Source organism: Actinacidiphila cocklensis, assembly GCF_907177275.1.
GTDB lineage: Bacteria > Actinomycetota > Actinomycetes > Streptomycetales > Streptomycetaceae > Actinacidiphila > Actinacidiphila cocklensis.
Map to the genome: position 1 here is coordinate 252,825 of NZ_CAJSLV010000103.1, position 17,457 is coordinate 270,281.

Annotated in this window: 19 protein-coding genes and 1 pseudogene; 13 read left to right on the top strand and 7 right to left on the bottom strand. The window is 69.9% G+C overall.

What is annotated here, in order from left to right:
• Window positions 1–8 precede the first annotated feature (8 nt).
• Window positions 9–1,454 carry a DHA2 family efflux MFS transporter permease subunit gene (locus NFU81_RS36305; RefSeq protein ID WP_251500081.1) on the bottom strand — a complete coding sequence of 482 codons (1,446 nt, stop codon included), beginning with the start codon at window positions 1,452–1,454 and terminating at the stop codon, window positions 9–11.
• A 137-nt stretch (window positions 1,455–1,591) separates the two neighbouring features.
• Here NFU81_RS36305 and NFU81_RS36310 point away from each other — a divergent pair, with 137 nt between their 5' ends.
• From NFU81_RS36310 to NFU81_RS36350, 9 genes are all read left to right on the top strand, one after another.
• On the top strand, window positions 1,592–2,056 hold the full coding sequence (locus NFU81_RS36310; RefSeq protein WP_251500084.1) for a MarR family winged helix-turn-helix transcriptional regulator: 465 nt from the start codon (window positions 1,592–1,594) through the stop codon (window positions 2,054–2,056).
• Window positions 2,057–2,451: 395 nt separating this feature from the next.
• Window positions 2,452–2,904: a MarR family winged helix-turn-helix transcriptional regulator gene (locus tag NFU81_RS36315; protein ID WP_251500087.1), complete on the top strand. Its 453-nt coding sequence runs from the start codon at window positions 2,452–2,454 to the stop codon at window positions 2,902–2,904.
• Window positions 2,897–4,285 carry an MFS transporter gene (locus tag NFU81_RS36320; RefSeq protein ID WP_422665378.1) on the top strand — a complete coding sequence of 463 codons (1,389 nt, stop codon included), beginning with the start codon at window positions 2,897–2,899 and terminating at the stop codon, window positions 4,283–4,285. The genes NFU81_RS36315 and NFU81_RS36320 overlap by 8 nt, the downstream gene beginning before the upstream one ends.
• Before the next feature lie 35 nt (window positions 4,286–4,320).
• A complete protein-coding gene (locus tag NFU81_RS36325) occupies window positions 4,321–5,142 on the top strand; it encodes an endonuclease/exonuclease/phosphatase family protein (protein ID WP_251500089.1) in 822 nt (273 codons plus the stop codon).
• Between the two features lie 123 nt (window positions 5,143–5,265).
• Window positions 5,266–5,745, top strand: coding sequence for a hypothetical protein (locus NFU81_RS36330; RefSeq protein ID WP_251500091.1), 480 nt, complete (start codon window positions 5,266–5,268; stop codon window positions 5,743–5,745).
• A 3-nt stretch (window positions 5,746–5,748) separates the two neighbouring features.
• Complete coding sequence (locus NFU81_RS36335) at window positions 5,749–7,602, top strand: alpha/beta hydrolase (RefSeq protein ID WP_251500093.1); 1,854 nt, start codon at window positions 5,749–5,751, stop codon at window positions 7,600–7,602.
• Between the two features lie 13 nt (window positions 7,603–7,615).
• Window positions 7,616–8,077: a hypothetical protein gene (locus NFU81_RS36340; protein WP_251500095.1), complete on the top strand. Its 462-nt coding sequence runs from the start codon at window positions 7,616–7,618 to the stop codon at window positions 8,075–8,077.
• Window positions 8,074–8,589 (top strand): hypothetical protein, encoded by a 516-nt coding sequence (locus NFU81_RS36345; RefSeq protein WP_251500097.1) that lies wholly within the window; start codon window positions 8,074–8,076, stop codon window positions 8,587–8,589. Before NFU81_RS36340 ends, NFU81_RS36345 begins: the two co-directional genes overlap by 4 nt.
• A gap of 65 nt (window positions 8,590–8,654) precedes the next feature.
• Complete coding sequence (locus NFU81_RS36350; RefSeq protein ID WP_251500099.1) at window positions 8,655–9,155, top strand: hypothetical protein; 501 nt, start codon at window positions 8,655–8,657, stop codon at window positions 9,153–9,155.
• Window positions 9,156–9,194: 39 nt separating this feature from the next.
• Here the strand turns inward: NFU81_RS36350 and NFU81_RS36355 are convergent, their stop codons facing one another.
• Together NFU81_RS36355 and NFU81_RS36360 are read right to left on the bottom strand one after the other, a co-directional pair.
• Window positions 9,195–9,710, bottom strand: a complete 516-nt coding sequence (locus tag NFU81_RS36355; protein WP_251500101.1) for a GNAT family N-acetyltransferase — start codon at window positions 9,708–9,710, stop codon at window positions 9,195–9,197.
• A gap of 46 nt (window positions 9,711–9,756) precedes the next feature.
• The gene (locus NFU81_RS36360; protein WP_251500103.1) at window positions 9,757–10,437 is read right to left on the bottom strand and encodes an NADPH-dependent F420 reductase; all 681 of its coding nucleotides are present in this window, start codon (window positions 10,435–10,437) and stop codon (window positions 9,757–9,759) included.
• A gap of 175 nt (window positions 10,438–10,612) precedes the next feature.
• On the opposite strand from NFU81_RS36360, the gene NFU81_RS36365 reads away from it, so the two are divergent.
• Both NFU81_RS36365 and NFU81_RS36370 read left to right on the top strand, forming a co-directional pair.
• A complete protein-coding gene (locus NFU81_RS36365) occupies window positions 10,613–10,774 on the top strand; it encodes a DUF4291 family protein (protein WP_251500105.1) in 162 nt (53 codons plus the stop codon).
• Between the two features lie 93 nt (window positions 10,775–10,867).
• Window positions 10,868–12,295, top strand: a complete 1,428-nt coding sequence (locus tag NFU81_RS36370) for a recombinase family protein (RefSeq protein WP_251500108.1) — start codon at window positions 10,868–10,870, stop codon at window positions 12,293–12,295.
• Window positions 12,296–12,513: 218 nt separating this feature from the next.
• Here NFU81_RS36370 and NFU81_RS36375 read toward each other — a convergent pair whose 3' ends face one another.
• The 4 genes from NFU81_RS36375 to NFU81_RS36390 form a co-directional block, all read right to left on the bottom strand.
• A complete protein-coding gene (locus NFU81_RS36375) occupies window positions 12,514–13,926 on the bottom strand; it encodes a replication initiator (protein WP_251500110.1) in 1,413 nt (470 codons plus the stop codon).
• A 249-nt stretch (window positions 13,927–14,175) separates the two neighbouring features.
• Window positions 14,176–14,370, bottom strand: coding sequence for a hypothetical protein (locus NFU81_RS36380; protein ID WP_251500112.1), 195 nt, complete (start codon window positions 14,368–14,370; stop codon window positions 14,176–14,178).
• Entirely contained in the window at window positions 14,367–15,668 is a 1,302-nt protein-coding gene (locus NFU81_RS36385) for an FtsK/SpoIIIE domain-containing protein (RefSeq protein WP_251500113.1), read from the bottom strand. Before NFU81_RS36385 ends, NFU81_RS36380 begins: the two co-directional genes overlap by 4 nt.
• A complete protein-coding gene (locus NFU81_RS36390) occupies window positions 15,668–16,024 on the bottom strand; it encodes an SCO3933 family regulatory protein (RefSeq protein ID WP_251500115.1) in 357 nt (118 codons plus the stop codon). Before NFU81_RS36390 ends, NFU81_RS36385 begins: the two co-directional genes overlap by 1 nt.
• A gap of 158 nt (window positions 16,025–16,182) precedes the next feature.
• Between NFU81_RS36390 and NFU81_RS36395 the strand changes: the two genes are divergently transcribed.
• Together NFU81_RS36395 and NFU81_RS36400 are read left to right on the top strand one after the other, a co-directional pair.
• Window positions 16,183–16,962 (top strand): GntR family transcriptional regulator, encoded by a 780-nt coding sequence (locus tag NFU81_RS36395; protein WP_251500117.1) that lies wholly within the window; start codon window positions 16,183–16,185, stop codon window positions 16,960–16,962.
• A gap of 314 nt (window positions 16,963–17,276) precedes the next feature.
• Window positions 17,277–17,457, top strand: a pseudogene (locus NFU81_RS36400) (hypothetical protein); the annotation flags it as partial.

A 17,457-nucleotide genomic window follows, 5' to 3' on the forward strand; every position in this document is an offset into this window, starting at 1 on the left:
CGCCCGCCTCAGCTCCGGCTGCGGTGGGCGAGAGGGGTGTCGCGGTGCCGCCGTGAGAAGCGCGGCCCGGGCGGGGTGCGCGGGGTGTGGGCGTCGGGGAGGGTGAGGGCGAACAGGGACGCGGCCAGCGCCATGACGGCGAGGACCAGGTAGACGGTGCGGTACGCGGCGGGCGGGGCGATCTCGCTGGAGGACGGCGTGTTGGTGATCAGCAGGGTGGCGACCAGCGCGGGGGACATGGCCATGGAGAACTGGGCGACCACGCTGCCGATGGTGGTCGCCTGACCCATGTCCTCCTTGGGGATGGTGCTCACCGAGACCACGGTGAGCGGCATGAAGACCGCGCCCATCCCCAGGCCCAGCAGGAACATGTAGATCCGGAAGGACCACACCCCCGTACCCGCGTCCACCGTGGTCATCACGGCCAGCACGGCGGCGACCGCGAACAGCCCGGAGGCGATGATCCGGCGCGCGCCGACCCTGTCGTACAGCCGGGCCACCACCTGGACGGTCAGCAGGACGCCGATCGCCTCGGTGAAGGTGGCGCTGCCGGACTCCAGCGCGGTGCCGCCCCGGGCCTCCTGGAGGAAGAGCGGCGCCGCGTACATGGCGCCCATGAACGGCACGACGCCGATCACGCCGATCACCTTCGTGTCGCGGAAGAGGGCGTCCTTGAACAGGCGCAGGCGCAGGATCGGTGCGGCGGTGCGGAGTTCGAAGACCACGGTCGCCGCCGTCAGCGCGGAGCCGGCGACCAGACTGCCGGCGATCAGCGGGGAGGACCAGCCCTGCCCGGCACCCTCGCAGACGCCGTACATCAGCAGCGACAGCGCCGCCGCGGACATCACGAGGCCGGGGACGTCGAGGCGGCCGGGCTCCCTTTCGCGCGGGTTGTCGAGGAAGAACAGGCCGAACAACAGAGCGGCCACGCCGAAGGGCAGGTTGACGTAGAAGACCCAGCGCCACGACAGGCCGTCGATCAGGACGCCGCCGAGCATGGGCGCGACCGCCGGTGCCATCTGCTGCGGGATGATCATGACGCGGGAGGCCCGCACCCTCTCCGCGGGACTGAAGGTGCGGAAGAGCATGGTGGCGGCGACGGGGGTCAGCAGGCCGCCGGCCAGGCCCTGCAGGCCCCGGCAGACGACGAGTTGGCCGAGGTCGCCGGCCATTCCGCAGAGCGCGGACGCCGCGGTGAACAGGGCCATCGCGGCGAGCAGCACCGGCTTCCCGCCGAAGCGGTCGCCGAGCCAGCCGGACAGCGGGATGCTGATGCCCACACACACCGGGTAGACGACGACCACGCTGTCGCTCCCGGCCGCCGACACGCCGAACTGGCGGGCGATGGAGGGCAGGGCGACGGTGGTGATGGCACCGTCCATCACCACGAGGAAGAACGCGGCGACGAACATGACGGGTACGACCAGGCGCTGGTCCAAGCGGCGGCCGGACATGGTCCTCCTGTGTGCGATAGGCGCCGATATGCTGAGTCTACTCACTATGAGTCGGCACATGAAGATGTTTCCGAGCGACGGTCGACCGCTGACGGCGGCAGGCGAAATGAACGACAGAAGGAGCGTGGCGGAACCCGGTGGTGGAGACGCGGAGCAGCGACGTACTGGTCGACGACCTCTTCAGGACGACGGTGCGGCTGCGCACGTACGTCGACGCCCAACTGCGCGGCCACGGCCTGTCCGTACCGCGGCTGCGGCTGCTCAGAGCGCTGGCGGCCGCCCCCGCGGACGAGCCGCTGCGGATGCGGGACCTGGGCGAGGCGCTCAACGTCGCAGCCCGCACGGTCACCTCGCTGGTGGACGCGCTCGAGCGGGACGGCCTGGTGGAGCGGGTACGCCACCCGACCGACCGCAGGGCCTACCTGCTCGCCCTCACCGACCTCGGCCGCACTACCCACGCCAGGGCCGAGGACATCGACCGGGCCGCCCTGGCGACCGCGACCCGCGCCCTGTCCGCAAAGCAGCGGGCGCTGCTGCTCGACCTGCTCGCGGTGCTGCGCGACTCCGTCCCCGACGCCCCGCCCAGCCCGCCGGAGGGCTGACGCGGCCCTTTCCGCCCGGACGGAAAACCCCCTCCGCCCCGCACGCGGGATGCGCTACGCTCGCGCCGCCGGGGTGCCCGGTGCGCAGGCGACGGATACTTCTTTCTGCAAAAAAGAGGGACCTGGGTTCGAATCCCAGCATGTCTGGCCCAGCCAGGCTGTGGCGCAGCGGCCCAGCGCACTGTCTCCGTAGCCGACTTCGATCTCGGGCACCCCGATCTCCTCCCCCCTTCCGACGCGCCGCTCCGGCCGTCTTGCGCCCTCCATTTGTTCAGCCAACCCGTGCAGCCAAACTGTGCAGCCAACCCGTGCAGCCAAGCTGTGCAGGTAAGCTGTGCAGGTAAGCTGTGCAGGTAAGCTGAACAATTCCGCATGCGGATTCCTGAGGTGAGGACATGGGCGGAGATCGAGGGCCTGCGGTGTCGGCGTCCGCCGTGCGCGCGTCGCAGGAGGTACGGGCGGTCATCGGGCGGCTGCAGCGGCGTATCCGTGCCGCCACGGGGACCGAGGGGATCAGCCTCCCCCAGGCGTCCGTACTGGCCCGGCTCATGGACGGCGACGGGCTGACCACCAGCGACCTCGCCGCCGCCGAGGGCATGCGGCACCAGTCGATGGCGTCGACCGTCGCCGCGCTGGCCGGCCTCGGCCTGGTCGAACGGCGCCGCGACCCCGACGACGGGCGCCGGCTGCTGATCGCGCTCACCGCCGAGGGGCGCCGCCGCGCCGAGGAGGGCCGGCAGGCCCGCGGCGAATGGCTCGCCGGCGAGTTGCAGACGAGGTGCACGGAGCAGGAGCGGCGGACCGTCATCGAGGCCATGGCCGTACTGGAGCGGCTCGCCCGTGACTGACCGGCGGACCGCGGCGCCCGGCGACACCGGGAAGGCGGGCTTCGACCGGCGGCTCGTCCCGCCGATGATGCTCGGCTCGGTCCTGAACCCGGTCAACTCCACGGTCATCGCCGTCGCGCTGGTCCCGATCGGCACGGCGTTCGGAGCGCCCCCGTCGCAGACCGCCTGGCTGGTCTCGGCCCTCTACCTGGCCACCGCGCTCGGGCAGCCGGTCGTGGGCCGGCTGATCGACCTCTTCGGCCCGCGCCGCCTGTTCCTCCTCAGCACCAGCCTGGTCGGCGTCGCGGGAGTCGTCGGCACCCTGGCCCCCGGCCTCGGGGTGCTGATCGCGGCCCGCGTCCTGCTCGGCTTCGGAACGTGCGCCGGCTACCCCGCCGCCATGGCGCTGCTCCGAAGCGAGGCCGAACGCACCGGCAGGGACAGCCCCGCCGGCATCCTGACCGCGCTTGCCGTCGCCAACCAGACCATCGCCGTGGCCGGCCCGCTGCTCGGCGGCCTGCTCATCGGCCTCGGCGGCTGGCGCTCCACCTTCGCGCTCAACATCCCGCTGGCCGCGGCCGCGGTCCTGCTCGGCGCGCTGCGGCTGCCCGCCCGACGGCCGGCCGCCCGCGGCCGGACGGCCGCGCAGATCGACCTGCCCGGCATGGCCCTCTTCGCGGCGATGCTCGTCTCCCTGCTGCTGTTCCTGATGAACCTGCGCGCCGGCGCCTGGTATCTGCCGGTGGTCACCGCCGCGGCCGCGGCCGCCTTCACCGTGCGGGAACTGCGCGCGTCGACGCCCTTCATCGACCTGAGGGTCCTCGGCGGCAACGCCCCGCTGCTCGCCACGTACGGCCGCGCGCTGGTCGCGTACGTCGTCTCGTACGCCTTCCTCTACGGCTTCACCCAGTGGACGGAGGAGAGTTACGGGCTCTCGCCCTTCCACGCGGGGCTGGTGCAGATCCCGATGTTCCTGGTCGGGATAGCCGTGTCCGTCACCGTCGGCCGGCGCGGCGGGGTGCTGGCCAAGCTGCTGCTCGGCGCCGCCGGGCAGATCGCCGCCTGCGTGCTGATGCTGACCCTGACCTCAGCAAGCCCGGTGTGGGCGCTGCTCGTTCTCGCCGTCGTGTTCGGCATACCGCAGGGCGCCAACGGCCTGGCGCTGCAGAACTCCGTCTACTTCCAGGCCGATCCGCGGCGCACCGGCTCGTCCGCGGGCCTGCTGCGGACGTTCGCCTACCTCGGCTCGATGATCGCCTCCTCCGCGACCGCCGCGTCCTTCGGGCAGCACGCCGGCACCGCGGGCATGCACCATCTGGCCTGGATCATGCTCGCCGCCGGCGTCCTCTTCCTCGCGGTCACCGCCTTCGACCGCAGCCTGCGCAAGGCGCCCGCTTCGTAGAGTGCGGGGACAGCGCCGGTGCGAAGGGGTGGGACATGCGTGTGGTGACGTGGAACCTGTGGTGGCGGTTCGGGCCGTGGGAGGAGCGGCGGAAGGCCGTGCTCACAGTGCTGAGGGACCTGCGGCCCGACGTGGTCGGCCTGCAGGAGGTCTGGTCCCGCGGTACGGAGAACCTCGCGCAATGGCTGGCCGACGACCTCGGCATGCACTGGGCCTGGGAGCCGTCCCGCGCCCCCGAACGCTGGCAGCGGCGGCTCGGGGACCCGGGCGTCGACTTCGGCAACGCCGTTCTGAGCCGCTGGCCCATCGCCGACCGCGAGGTGCTGCAACTGCCCGCCCGCGAGGGCGACGACGACGGCCGCCTGGCCCTCTTCACCCGCCTCGAAGCCCCCGGCCACCAGGTGCCGTTCTTCACCACGCACCTCACCTCGTCCGTGGACGCCTCCGCGATACGGTGCGAACAGGTGCGCGCGCTCGCCGAGTTCGTCGCCGGGCACCGCCACGGCACCGACCACCCGCCGGTCATCACCGGGGACTTCAACGCGTGGCCCGAGTCCGACGAGGTACGGCGGTTCGGCGGCTACAAGACCGCGCCCGCCGTCCCGGGCCAGGTCCTGGTGGACGCCTGGGAGTACGCGGACCCCGCCCAGCCCTCGGTGACCTGGGACACCGCCAACCCCTTCGTCGCCGCCACCTTCGAGCCCAGCCTCCGCGTCGACTACATCCACGTCGGCCTGCCCGGCCCCGCGGGCCTCGGCGCCGTCACCGCCGTCCGCCGCGTGGGCGACCACCCGGTCGACGGAGTCTGGCCCTCCGACCACGCGGCGGTCCTCGCGGACCTGAAGGAGCGTCCCTGAAGGGGCTGTTGGCTTCCGCCGTGATCTGAGTACGGCTACTCATACCGTCGGGTGATCAGCTCGCAGTAACGTGGGGCCGGTGTTTCACCGGAGGCCACGGGTGAGCAGGGAGGGGTGGGGGCCGTGTCGTTCGAGACGGAATGGGCCGGGATCAAGCAGGAGGTCGCCGGCGGGCCGGTGTTGACGCTGGCGCATGCGGACGCCGGTGGAGGCGGTGGCGGCACCGCGGATGCCACCGGCGGCGACGCGGGCATGGCGTCGGACATCGCCGCGTGGAAGGCGGCCGCGAAGGGCGTGGGGACGCTGGCCGACAACCTGACGAAGGCCGCGGGCAAGCTGGAGGAGGCCCAGCAGGGCATGGACACCAGCCTGCTGTTCTCCAACAGCAGCTTCGACACGCTGCAGGCCCAGGGCGAGTTGCACCCCACCTGGAGCGGCTACGTCAGCAGCCTGCTGACCAGGTGCGCCGCCCTGAAGGAGCAACTGACCGCCGCGGGCGCGACCCTGTGCATCAGTGACGAGGCCGTCAGGGCCGAGTTCGACAAGCTGGACGACGGCTACAAGGACACGCCGGCCGTCGGCGGTCAGAGCCTGGGGGGCTGACGCGTGGACGTACCGGCTCTGAAGTTCCTCAAGACCGCCCAGTTCGAGGGCCTGGCCGACGGCTACCGCGCGCTGAGCGACATGGCCGACCAGGGCAAGGGCGACATCGAGAACGGCATCAGCGCGAAGATGCGCATCGCCGGTCTGGCGGGCGTCGGCGCGGACGCCGCGCACCGCCAACTCAGCGAGGTCACCGAAAACTTCCACTACATCCAGGTGGAATGCGGCCTGGTCAGCACGTCGTTACGGGCATTCGTCTCCGACATAGGCCCGGCCAAGGCGAAGTTCGACACGGCGATCTCCGACGCGGCGGCATACAGGTTCACGGTGGCGGACGACGGTTCCGTCACCTACCCCGCCGGGGGCGAGGACGACAAGGGCCAGCCCGCCGAGGGCGGCACGGCGACGAGCGTCGCGGACCCCAGCGCCCGCGCGATCTCCCACCAGGCCGCCCACTTCGACCCCAACCCGCACCACGCCGTCGCCCAGGACATCGCCGACCGGATCTCCGACGCGCTGCGCGAGGCCACCTCGGTGGACGACAAGTGGGCGCCGCAACTGCGCAAGCTGCTGGCCGACGACGACCTGACGGTCTCCGCGTCGGACTGGGCCGACGCCCAGAAGGACATGGCGGGCGTCGACAAGGACGCGGCCACCTACCTCAGCCACATCAAGCCCCCGCCGAAGAACGGCAGGCCGCAGGACAACGCCGACTGGTGGAAGAGCCTCACCCCTCAGGAGCAGGCCGACTACCTCGCCGCCTACCCCGGCCGCATCGGCGCCCTCGACGGCCTGCCCGCGACCGTCCGCGACGAGGCCAACCGCACGGTCCTGTCGGAGACCCGCGGCAAGTACCAGACGCAGCTCGACTCGATCCCGCCGCCGCCGAAGGAGTGGGCCGACATCGCGGACCCCTCGGGCCGCGGGGTGCACACCCCCGAATGGACGGTGTGGAACGCCGAATACGGCGACCAGTACAACAGATTGGCCCACATACGCGGCCGGTTGAACGGCATGAACGCCATCCAGGACCGCTTCGACGCCACCGGCACCGGCGGCCTGCCCGAGGCGTACCTCCTCGGCTTCGACCCCGAGGGAAAGGGCGACGGCAAGGTCATCCTGGCCAACGGGAACCCGGACACCGCCGACCACACGGCCATTTACGTCCCCGGTACGACGTCGAAGCTCGACAAGATCGGCGGCGACATCAACCGGGGGGTGAACCTGTGGCAGGCGAGCCATCAAACGGATCCGAGCGCCAAGGTCTCCACCATCACCTGGTTCGACTACAACGCCCCCGACAACATTCCGGCCGCCACCCGGGACTCGTACGCGCACGACGGCGCACCCGCACTGCGCGGCTTCCTCGACGGCAACGCCGCAGCCCACAAGGCCGCCACCGGTGGCCACGCGCACACCACGCTCATCGGCCACAGCTACGGCAGCACGCTCATCGGCGACACGGCCAAGTACCAGTATCCCGACCACGACCTCCATTTCTCCGACCCGCTGCCCGTCGACGACGTGATCGCGGTCGGCAGCCCCGGCATGCAGGCCAAGCACCCTGGCGACCTCGGCCTCGACCCCACGCACATGTGGGCGGAGGGCGGCGGCGGCCTCGACCACGTCGTCCGCGACGGCGGGCGCTTCACCGGACTCGGCGGCGGCGGGAACATCCCCACCGACAGGGCTTTCGGCGGCAACGTGATGGAGTCCGACGCCGGCAACCACAGCGCCTACTGGAACATGCACGACCACAAGGCGTCGGTCAGTCTGCAGAACCAGGCCGATGTCATCGTGGGCCGATACGGTGAAACGCACCTCGTCTACGAGTCGCCCTATGGAAAGCCGAAGTAGCAGGGGGAGGGAAATGAGCCACGTGTCCGAGGAGTTCGGGTACGAGCCGCGGGTGCGGCTCGCCGGTGCGGTGAAAGAAGAGGTCGCCGAACTGTCGAGCGCCGTACTCGACATGCTTCACGTCAGGGGCAGAACAACGGAGGGCGGTCCCATGGAAGTTGCATGGGACGGGGGAGACGACCCCGACGCGTACCACAACATCACACACATGTGGTCGCTGTACGGAGTGGACAACTCCGTCCTGGGGCAGGGAATGGCCTCACTCGCCGAGCAACTGCCCGGACGTGGCTGGGTCGTGGTGAAGAACGGTCCCGACTCCAGCCGGAACAGAAACCAGGAGATCCTCGCCACCCACCTCGCGACGCGGGCCCAGCTCGAAGCCAGTTGGAAGAAGGGCCTCGACGGCCACGAGCCGCTGCTCTCCTTCTCCGTCTACTCCCGCTTCTTCGCCCCGGCACCGGAGCCCGGCCGATGAGGCGGCAGGTGCGGTGGGGCGCGGCCCTCGCGGGCGTCCTCGCGCTGGCCGTCGGATGCGGAGGCGGCGGAGGCACACCCGAGCGCGACTCGGGGACCGTCAAGACCGAGGTCGGCGACCAGTCCCGAGCAATTGCCGACATGATGCAGGTCACGGGACAGACGACCGAGGCCGCGCCTCCGCGGGGCACCCCCACCGACATGTCGTGCGACGAGGACAACGAGGACAGCCCCGACCGTGAGATGGTGCAGTCGTGGTCGCTTTACGGAGTGGACAACACCGTTCTGGGCAAGGGCATGTCCGCTCTGGCCGCGAACCTTCCCGAACGCGGATGGAAGGTGGTGCAGAACGGCCCGGACTCCAGCATGAACAGGAACCAGGAGATCCTCGCCACCCACCTGGCGACGAAGACACAGATCGACGTGACCTGGATGAAGGGTCTCGACGGCCACGAGCCGCTGATCCACTTCAACGTCTACTCGCGCTGCTTCCACACCCCGTCGGCCACGTGATGCCGCCGCGCGCGGGAAGTGCAACCGGCCCCCGCCGGTCAGGCGCCGGCATCACAGTGGTGGGCATGCTGAAGGGCGGGGCCCTTGCGGGCGTCCTCGCGCTGGCCGCCGGATGCGGAGGCGGAGGCACACCGGAGCGCGACTCCGGGGCCGTCTCGAACGAGGTGGCCACGCAGTCCAGGGCGATTATGGACATGATGCAGATCACCGGGCAGTTGGTCGGGAGCTCCCCACCGCGGGGAACCCCGACGGACATGTCGTGCGACGACGACAACGACGACAGCCCCGAGCGCGTGATGACGCAGATGTGGACACTGCACGCGAAGGACAACACCCTGCTGGGCAAGGGAATGGCCAACCTGCTCGCAGGCCTCCCCAAGCAGGGCTGGAAGGTCGTGAAGAACGCACCGGACTCCAGCATGAACCGGAACCAGGAGATCCTCGCCACCCACCTGGCGACGAAGACGCAGATCGACGTGACCTGGGAGAAGAACATCCAGTACGGCGACCCGCTGATCCAGTTCGACGTCTTCTCCCGCTGCTTCCGCACCCCGTCGGCCACGTGATGCCGCCGCCGGACGCGGGGCGGTCGGGCGTAGGGATCTCTACAGGGCGCGCCGGTAGCGGACTTCGGGAACGGTGACTCCGTCGTAGTCGTAGACCTCCACCGCGCCGTCGGCGGCGTAACCGGCCCGCTCGTAGAAGCGGCGCGCGCCGGTGTTGTCGTCGAGGACCCAGAGCAGGAGGAGGTCGAAGCCGCGGGTGAGGGCGAGGGCGTGCGCGGAGTCGATGAGGGTGCGGCCGATGCCGGAGCCGGTGAGCCCGGGGCGGACGTACAGGGCGTAGAGCTCGCCCGTCGTCGTAGGGGCGCCGTCCCCGCGGACCGGGCCGACGCACGCCCACCCCACGACCCGGCCCCGGTCGTCGACCGCCACCAGGTCGGTGACGCTCCCGTCCGCCTCCGCGAAGCGCTTCCGCCGCCGCTCGGCGTCCGCCTCGACCGTCATCGCGTCGAGGTAGGACTGCGGGAGGATCCCGGCGTACGCGGTCTGCCACCCGCCCACCCGTATCGCCGCCACATCCCCGATCTCCGCTTCCGCCATCGCCCGCACAGTCACCATCCCGGCACCGTACGGCACCCGCCCGCGGCCGGGCGCGCCCGCGGGGTCAGTTGCCCGCTGCTGCCAGGGCCGCCTCGATGGCGGTCACCGGGGCCGGTTGCGGGGGCTCGTTCATGAAGTCGGCCGCCGACGCGTACGGCAGGCCGTACGCCGGGGTGTCGGGCTGGAAGCGCCGGCCTTCGGCGAGCGGGCCGGCGTCCACGGTGTCGAAGCCGAGCACGTCGAGGAGTTCCCTGGCCTGCGCCTTGGCACCCGCGTCGTCGCCCGCGATGGGCAGCGCGCTGCGGTCGGCGGCACCCGCCGGACGCGGCAGCAGGCCCAGGTGCTTGAAGTAGATGTTGTTGAAGACCTTCACCACGTGGACATCCCCGCCCAGATACCCCTGCAGCAGCCCGCTGTCAGTGGTCTCCTTCTTGTCGAGCTCGGGGATATTTCCGTCCCGCTGCGGGTAGTAGTTGCCGGTGTCCAGTACGGTCTTGCCGGCCAGCGGCTCGCGCGGGACCTGCTGGTAGGCCTTGACCGGGATGGTCACCACCACCCAGTCCCCTGCGGCGGCCGCCTCCGCCGCGGTGGCCGCCCTGGCTCGCGGACCGAGTTCCGCGACGAGGTCGCGGAGGGTTTCCGGCCCTCGGGAGTTGCTGAGCACCACGTCGAGCCCGCTGTCGACTGCCAGCCGAGCGAGAGTGCTGCCGATGTTTCCGCTGCCGATGAGTCCCAAAGTCACCATATAGGCGACAACGACGCCCACAGCTGATCTGTTCCGCGAGACCGCCCGAATGGCGCGGGCCTCCACGGCGGCCGGTCCCGCGTCGCACTGGCGGCGATCACCGGGATGTTCCTCGCCGACCCCGCCGCGGGCTAATTCGATGGCGCACACGAAAAGGCGTGCGCACTCTGGTCCCGTGCCAGAACCCAAGTACCGGATCCGAGCCCACCAGACGGACTCCACGGTCACCGTCTACCAGGCGTACATGCCGGAGATCGGCCTGCCCGCCGCCCGCGAGGGCCGCTTCCCCGCTGCGTGGCAGCGGGACCGGATGACGTGGATCAAGCCGCGCTCATAGTCTTTTTCCATGACGACAGACGACGCGACGCAGCAGGACGAGGCACGGTTACGGCGAGCGGTCCGCGCGAGCCGGGCCGGGGGTAGCCAGCGCGTGAGGAACACTCGCGCGGACTGGTCCGGGGAATCCGCAGCGATCTACTGCCGGATCTCGCACACGAACGACGACGACCAGACCGGCGTGGACCGCCAGGAGAGCATCTGCCGCGAGGTGGCCGGACGACTCGGCCTCACCGTCGCCGAGGACCAGGTGTTCGTGGACAACAACCGGTCTGCGTGGCAACGCAAGCGGCAGCGCCCGGGGTGGGACGCATTGCTCACCGAGGCCCGGCGGGGCCGCATCCGCCACGTGCTCACGTACCACCCCGACCGCCTGATGCGTCAGCCCCGCGACCTCGAAGAGCTGCTGCAGATAGCCGACGACCACGACATCACGTTGCACGGCCAGGCGAACCGCCGCGATCTCGCAGACCCTGACGACCGGTTCTTCCTCCGCATCGAGGTGGCACACGCGTGCCGCTCCAGCGACGACACCTCACGCCGACTCGTCGACTCCATGATCGACCGGGCCAAGGAGGGACGACCGCACACCGGCCGGCGTCGCTACGGCTACGACAAGACCGGGACGCAGATCGTCCCCGAGGAAGCCGCCATCGTCCGCGAGGTCTTCACTCGCTACCTGGACGGGGACAGCCCGTTGCGTATCGCCCAGGACCTCTACGCACGGAATGTGAAGACGGCACAGGGCCGCCACTGGTCCGCACCCCGCGTGCGCGAACTTCTGGGCAACCGCCACGTCACCGGCATCCGCGTCTTCCGGGGCGAGGAGATCGGAGACGGCGAATGGCCGCCGATCATCGATCGCGGCATGTGGCTGGAGGTCAAGGCACGGCGTAGCTACCGGGCAGCGACGTGGACGGCAGACGAGGAGCAACCGCAGCGCTTCTATCTGCTGCGAGGTCTGGTGACGTGCACAGGCTGCGGCAAGCCGATGGGCGGCTCCACGACGAAGTACATCTGCAATCACACCCACCGGCTCGACGTGCCCCGCTGCAACCGCGCCGTCAAGGCGGCTCCTGTGGACGAGTTCGTCACCGAAGCCGCCCTCTACCTGCTGGAGCACCTGGACCTCACCGAAGTGCCCTCGCCGTCCTCGCTGTCAGCGGAGGACCAAGCAGCCATCGACGCCGACAGGCAGGAACTCGACGAACTCAAGGACATGTGGCAGACCCAGGAGTTGACCACCAGGGAGTACCGCGAGATGCGCAAGACGGTCGAGGCGCGGATCCAGGGAGTCCAACAGAAGATGATCGTCCGACCGACCGCAGAGGTCCTGGACGGCCTCACCGGCCCCGACGCCCGCACGAGCTGGAAGGACCTGGAAGACGCCGAGAACTACGAACGCCTGAACGCCGTGCTGCGGTTCTTATTCGCAGCCGTGAAGATCAAGGGTGCGACGAAGAGGGGCCGCCAGTTCGACTACGGCCGGATCGACATAGAGCAGAACCCGATCTGGCTCTGACCGCGTCAGCCACAGTGACGCGCAGTCGTCTGCCGGACCCACTTCTCCGTCGCTGTCCGGCTGGTCTGACGACGTTCACCCTCCTACTCGACCTTTCGCCCAGGATTCCCGCTCCAGGAGCCGGGCGAGGCGTCGTGCCGCCGCTGGGCTGATCTTGGTGCAGAACTTGCCACAGACGCGCTCCAGATGCCTGGCTCGCTCAGTGTCCCGGTGCGCGGTCATGGTGCTTCACGCGCAGCCTCGCGGTTTGCCGCGAGGTCTTCCGCGATAGCAGCGGCAAGGAGTGCGGCGCCAGCAGTGTGCCCGGAGCCCGCGTAGCGCCACCATGCTTCGGTCACGCTGTCAGGCCCGGACGTGTCGGGTTCATCGTCACGCAAGGCGTGTTCGTAGGCGGCGCGCTCCTCGCGGAGAGCGGAGTACGTCGTGGAGTACACGCGCGACTTGGTGAGGATGTGGCCGCGGTACCCGAGGGAGTGGGTCCAGGCGCGCAGCCGGAGCGGCTCCAGTCCGGGAAGGATGCCAAGTCGCCAGCACGTCGACATGAGACTGCGGACGTGGTCCGAGACGGGAGCCGTCGCGATCTCGGCTGCCGACTTCAGCGGGTGGTCGAGGCCGGCCCCGGTGTCGGGCGCGCCTTTGGTGACGTACTTCGCGACATACGCCGCCACCGCGTCATCGTTCAGAGCGTCTGATCCGCCGTCGGAGCGCAGCGGCCTGGCGTCCAGTTGGGTGCCCCAGCGCAGCTCGTACTCTCCGAGCGCCGGGTGATACGGCATGGACAGCCGGACAGCGGCAGCCGCCGTATGTACGACGTCGACCAGAGCAGCAGCATCCGCCCATGCAGGCGGAGGATCGTCAGGCCCACTCGCTCCGTCGAGCCGCATCACCGCGTGAACGTGGACGGCCGCGCGCCGTTGGTACTCGGCGACCTTGGCGTACGAGATGCGCACCGCTCTCCGCAGGGCGGTCCGGCTCTGACCCGTGCGGCGGGCGAGGTGGTGGTGCAGGTTGTCGGTGAACGCCTTCCACAGGCGGCCTGCGTGCGCGTGCCACAGGATGTGACCGATGTAGTCGTAGCAGTCGGGGCAGAGAGGCTGGCCGACGCGAGGGTCGGTGTCTGTGTGGACGAGACCGCAGCCGATCGGCCGCCCGTGTGCACACCAACCGGAGTTGCGGGGGCGGCACGGTTCAGCGCCGGTGGTGCGGTGGACTCGACCGAAGCCCGGCGCCGTCAGTGTGACGAACAGGCGCGGGCGGTGCTGTACGTCCAGGGGAACGTTCTTGCCGCCGATGAGCCCGGCGCGCACCAGGTGGTAGGTGTCGCCTGCGTGGAGGCGGGAGCAGGGTGCGCACACGGTGGCGCGACGATTGCGGCAGCGCACTGACAGCCGCTCGTACGGTTCCGCGGCGGTGTCGTAGTGGTGGAGGACCTCCCCGGTGATGTCGTCGCGGGTGGTGGTGGAGCCGGAGAGGTGGACGGGGTGCGCGCAGCCGCCGGTAGCGGTGATCTGCTGTAGCAACCGCTCGAACTGGGGATGGTTGGCCAGGCGGATGATGTCGCGGTCGGTGTCGCTGAGCTGACGCAGGCGCGCCGCGCGGGCGAGTTCGGCGCGCCTGTCAGCCGTGGTCATCTCAGTGGTGATGGTGGTGGGGACCTTCCCGGGCGGGCCGCCGCAGCGGCTCGGGTGGATGGGGAGAGGCAGAGGTTCATGTGGATCACTCCTTGTGCTGGCGTGCGGGTGGGTCCGTTCAGCGGATGGAACCGGCGCCCCGGCAGATCCGGCAACGGCGGCGCCGTCCCGTCCAGGTCGTACGCGCTCCCTCGCCTTTGCAGGCAGGGCAGCGGACGCGTCTCATGGGCATGCGTCTCCTTGTCGTTGTCAGGTGTGGAGGAATCCTCGGAGCGCCCAGTCGACGGTCGCGGAGATGTTGCCGCTGACGGGCGACGCGGCGAGGTAGTAGCCGAACAGGACCAGGACGACGGCTTCCCAGATCCGTACATCCCGGCCGCGGACCAGAAGTGCGGACACCAGTCCGAAGATCACGACGAGCGGGATCTGCCAGGTGGCCGTCACGAGAGGTCACCGGCTTCTGTGGCGTCGTCCAAGAACGCCAGATGCGGCGTGCGGTCGGCGTACTGCGCCGCCATCCGGGCGACGACGTCGAGGGTGGTGAAGTGCGAACGTGCCCGCACCCATCCGACGGTGTCAGCGGTGGTGACGGCGACGCCCTGTTCGCCGGCGTTGATGGTCTGGGCGACAGCCACAGCGTCTTTGTGGAGGTCGCCGAGGGTCATCTCCGCGGTGCCCGGATCGTTGACGCGGTGGCAGATTCGCCCACCGAGCTGAGCGCGCAGGGCCGTCACGCCGGGGCCGAGGTCGGAGCCGACCCGCTGCCCCGCGATGACCAGATGCACCCCGAGAGCCGCACCGAGCTGGCCCAGCCGCAGGAGGTAGGTGGAACACTGTTCGGCTTCCGCGCGGTCGTCCTTGGAGCCGTTGGTGAGATACAGCTCCGCCATCTCGTCCACCAGGACCACGACCGGCACCGGCCGCTCTTCTGCCGGCAGTTCCCAGATAGAACGCGCGGCAGCCTCCCGGCAGACGGCCATGCGCCGCTGGATCTCCACCACGAGCGCACCGAAGAGGGTCACGGCTTCCCGGCGGGAGGTGGCCAGCGCCGACAGCCGCTTGCGGAACAAACCCAGTTCCATGCCGCCCTTGCAGTCAACGCCCACCAAGGCAACTGGCTGGGGGGCGAGCTGCATCACCAGCCTCGCCAGCAGCGTGGATTTCCCGGAGCGGGTTGCGCCGACGACGAGCCAGTGAGGTTCGCGGCGGAAGTCCACCAGCCAGGCACCGCCGGTCTCCAGCGCGCCGACGACCGCAGACAGCAACGGCGTGCCCTCAGTTCCTCGTGGGAGTTGCGGGTCCTTCAGCGGATCGGTCGCGGTGGCGCTGATCAGGACGATCCCCCGTCGCGGCGAGATCACCCGTACCGCGTGCATCCGCCAGGCGTGCGCTATGGCCTCGGACGCCTCGATGAACGGGAGCGGTGTCTGCCCCGGCAGCAGCCGCACCCTTACAGCCAGGCCGTTGGGAAGCGGCCGGACACCCTTGAGCCGCGGGACCCGCAGCCGCAAGGGCGTGCCCTTGACCGCAAGGCCACCCAAGGCGCGGCGGTTGGACCCGTAGGAAACAGCAAGGTCATTGAGCCGGGCGACCTTCCGCCAGGTGGCGACCACGCGGATCACCGCCGGTACGTACCCGGTGACGTACCAGTACCAGTCGGGGCGCCGGCCCCGTAGTTCGCTCACGACCAGCAGCGCCATGGCCACCAGCGCGAGGCAGATAGCTAAGAGGATGGGGTTCATCAGGCACCACCACCGGACTTACCGGCCGAGGAGGCGGGCGCCACAGGGACGGGAGTGATGGCAGCAGCCCGAAAGCTGATCCCGTGCCGATCGCCCATCGACCAGGCGAACGCTTCCAGCCCGGTCACCCGCACCTCGGTGCCCTCAGAGACACCTCGCGGCTCCCCGGTGACCGCTATCTCGATCACGGACACCCGCCGCCCCTCTTGGCGGACCATCACACCGACCGTGTAGATCGTGTTGCCGTCCTTGTCCTTCTTGACCTCCTGCGTCTCAAAGTTGCTGATCTTCGCCTCGGGCTCAACTGCGCACCGCAGCACGCCCAAGCGCGTGGTGTCCACAGGGATGGACTGCATCCTGCTCGGCCTCCTGGCCATCAAGACGCCAGCATTCAACTGACGTCACTCGTCCTGACGAGTGACAAGTGTGCGACTCTTGACGCCAGCACGCAAGCACTTATGCTGACGAGTGACGTGAGTGAGATGGACGCCACAGCGCGAACAAGGGGAACGGCATGTCAGAGATCCAGCGCCCAGGAGCGCTCTACCGCCAGGTCGCCGCTGCCATCCGCGACGCCATCTCATCCGGCGAGTACCCGCCCGGCGCCCCGCTCCCCTCAGAGACCCAGCTCATCGAGCGCTACCAGGTCTCCCGCCCCACCGTCCGCAATGCAGTTGCCGCCCTCCGCGCCGAAGGGCTCATCGAGGTCATCCACGGCAAGGGCAGCTTCGTCCGAGGGACGCCGACCCCTGTCCTCACCATCGACCGCACAGTGACCCGCAGCAGCGGCGGCGCGTTCATGATCGGCGGTGACACCAACTGGCAAGCGCCGGAGGCGCCGTCCGTCTACCGAACCAAGACGACCGCGGTCACTGGGCCTCCACTCGGCCTTGCCGAAGGCGAGGCGCTGTTCGGCGTCGACCGGCTCCTAGCCGACCCGGCTACGGGCACACGCGTGCTTCACCAGGCGCTCATCCCATTCGCCACCGCTGAGGGGACCAGGCTCGCGGAACACCCGGACACCGAACCCGCAGACATCTACGCCCTGCTGGCCGGGAAGGGCCACTCCCTGTGGTGGTCGGAAACCGTCCGCGCTCGGATGCCGCTCCCGGACGAGCGCACGACCCTGCAACTCCAGGACGCCACCCCGCTCCTGGAGACCCTGCGCGTCACCCACGGCGCCAAAGACCAACCGCTCGTCCTGGAAACCCTGCGCACCAGCGCCGACGCCGCGCAACTCAGCTACCGCGTCACGCGTGAGCAGCCGCACAAGGTCCGCGCGGCCCGCACCTGACATTGGCCGGCGCCGCCGAGGTGTCGAAACCTGTCTCCACTTACTCAAGGCGGCTCGCTACCGCTCGCCGCGCGCTCCCCGGCTCACCGCCGGGGACGCCGCTCCTGTCTCCGCCCCGCTCCGCCCCCGGCTCCGCCGATCGCGCACCAGCAGCTGGCCACATGACCAGCTCCATGCGAGGCCGGTCGTGGCTGGGGCGGCCGGCTCCGCGGCTTTAGGCCAAGGCCGTGAAGTTATGGCTGCGTGGTTGCTTGCACGCGTGCTCTGGTCTGCGGGAACGCCGGACGTAGGAAGCGGAGCCCCGGTAGAACGACTTGTCGACCAAGACCAGTCATTCCAGCTCGGGAGCTCCGCTGTCCGATCAGTGTGTCATCACGCGTGAAATCACGGTGGCCGGGGGCTTGTTCGCCCCCGGTCATCTGGGGGAACTCACCCAGATCGTGCCGTTCGAGATGGTCGATGCCGTTCTCGCCGAGACCGGTGCGGCCCAGCGCA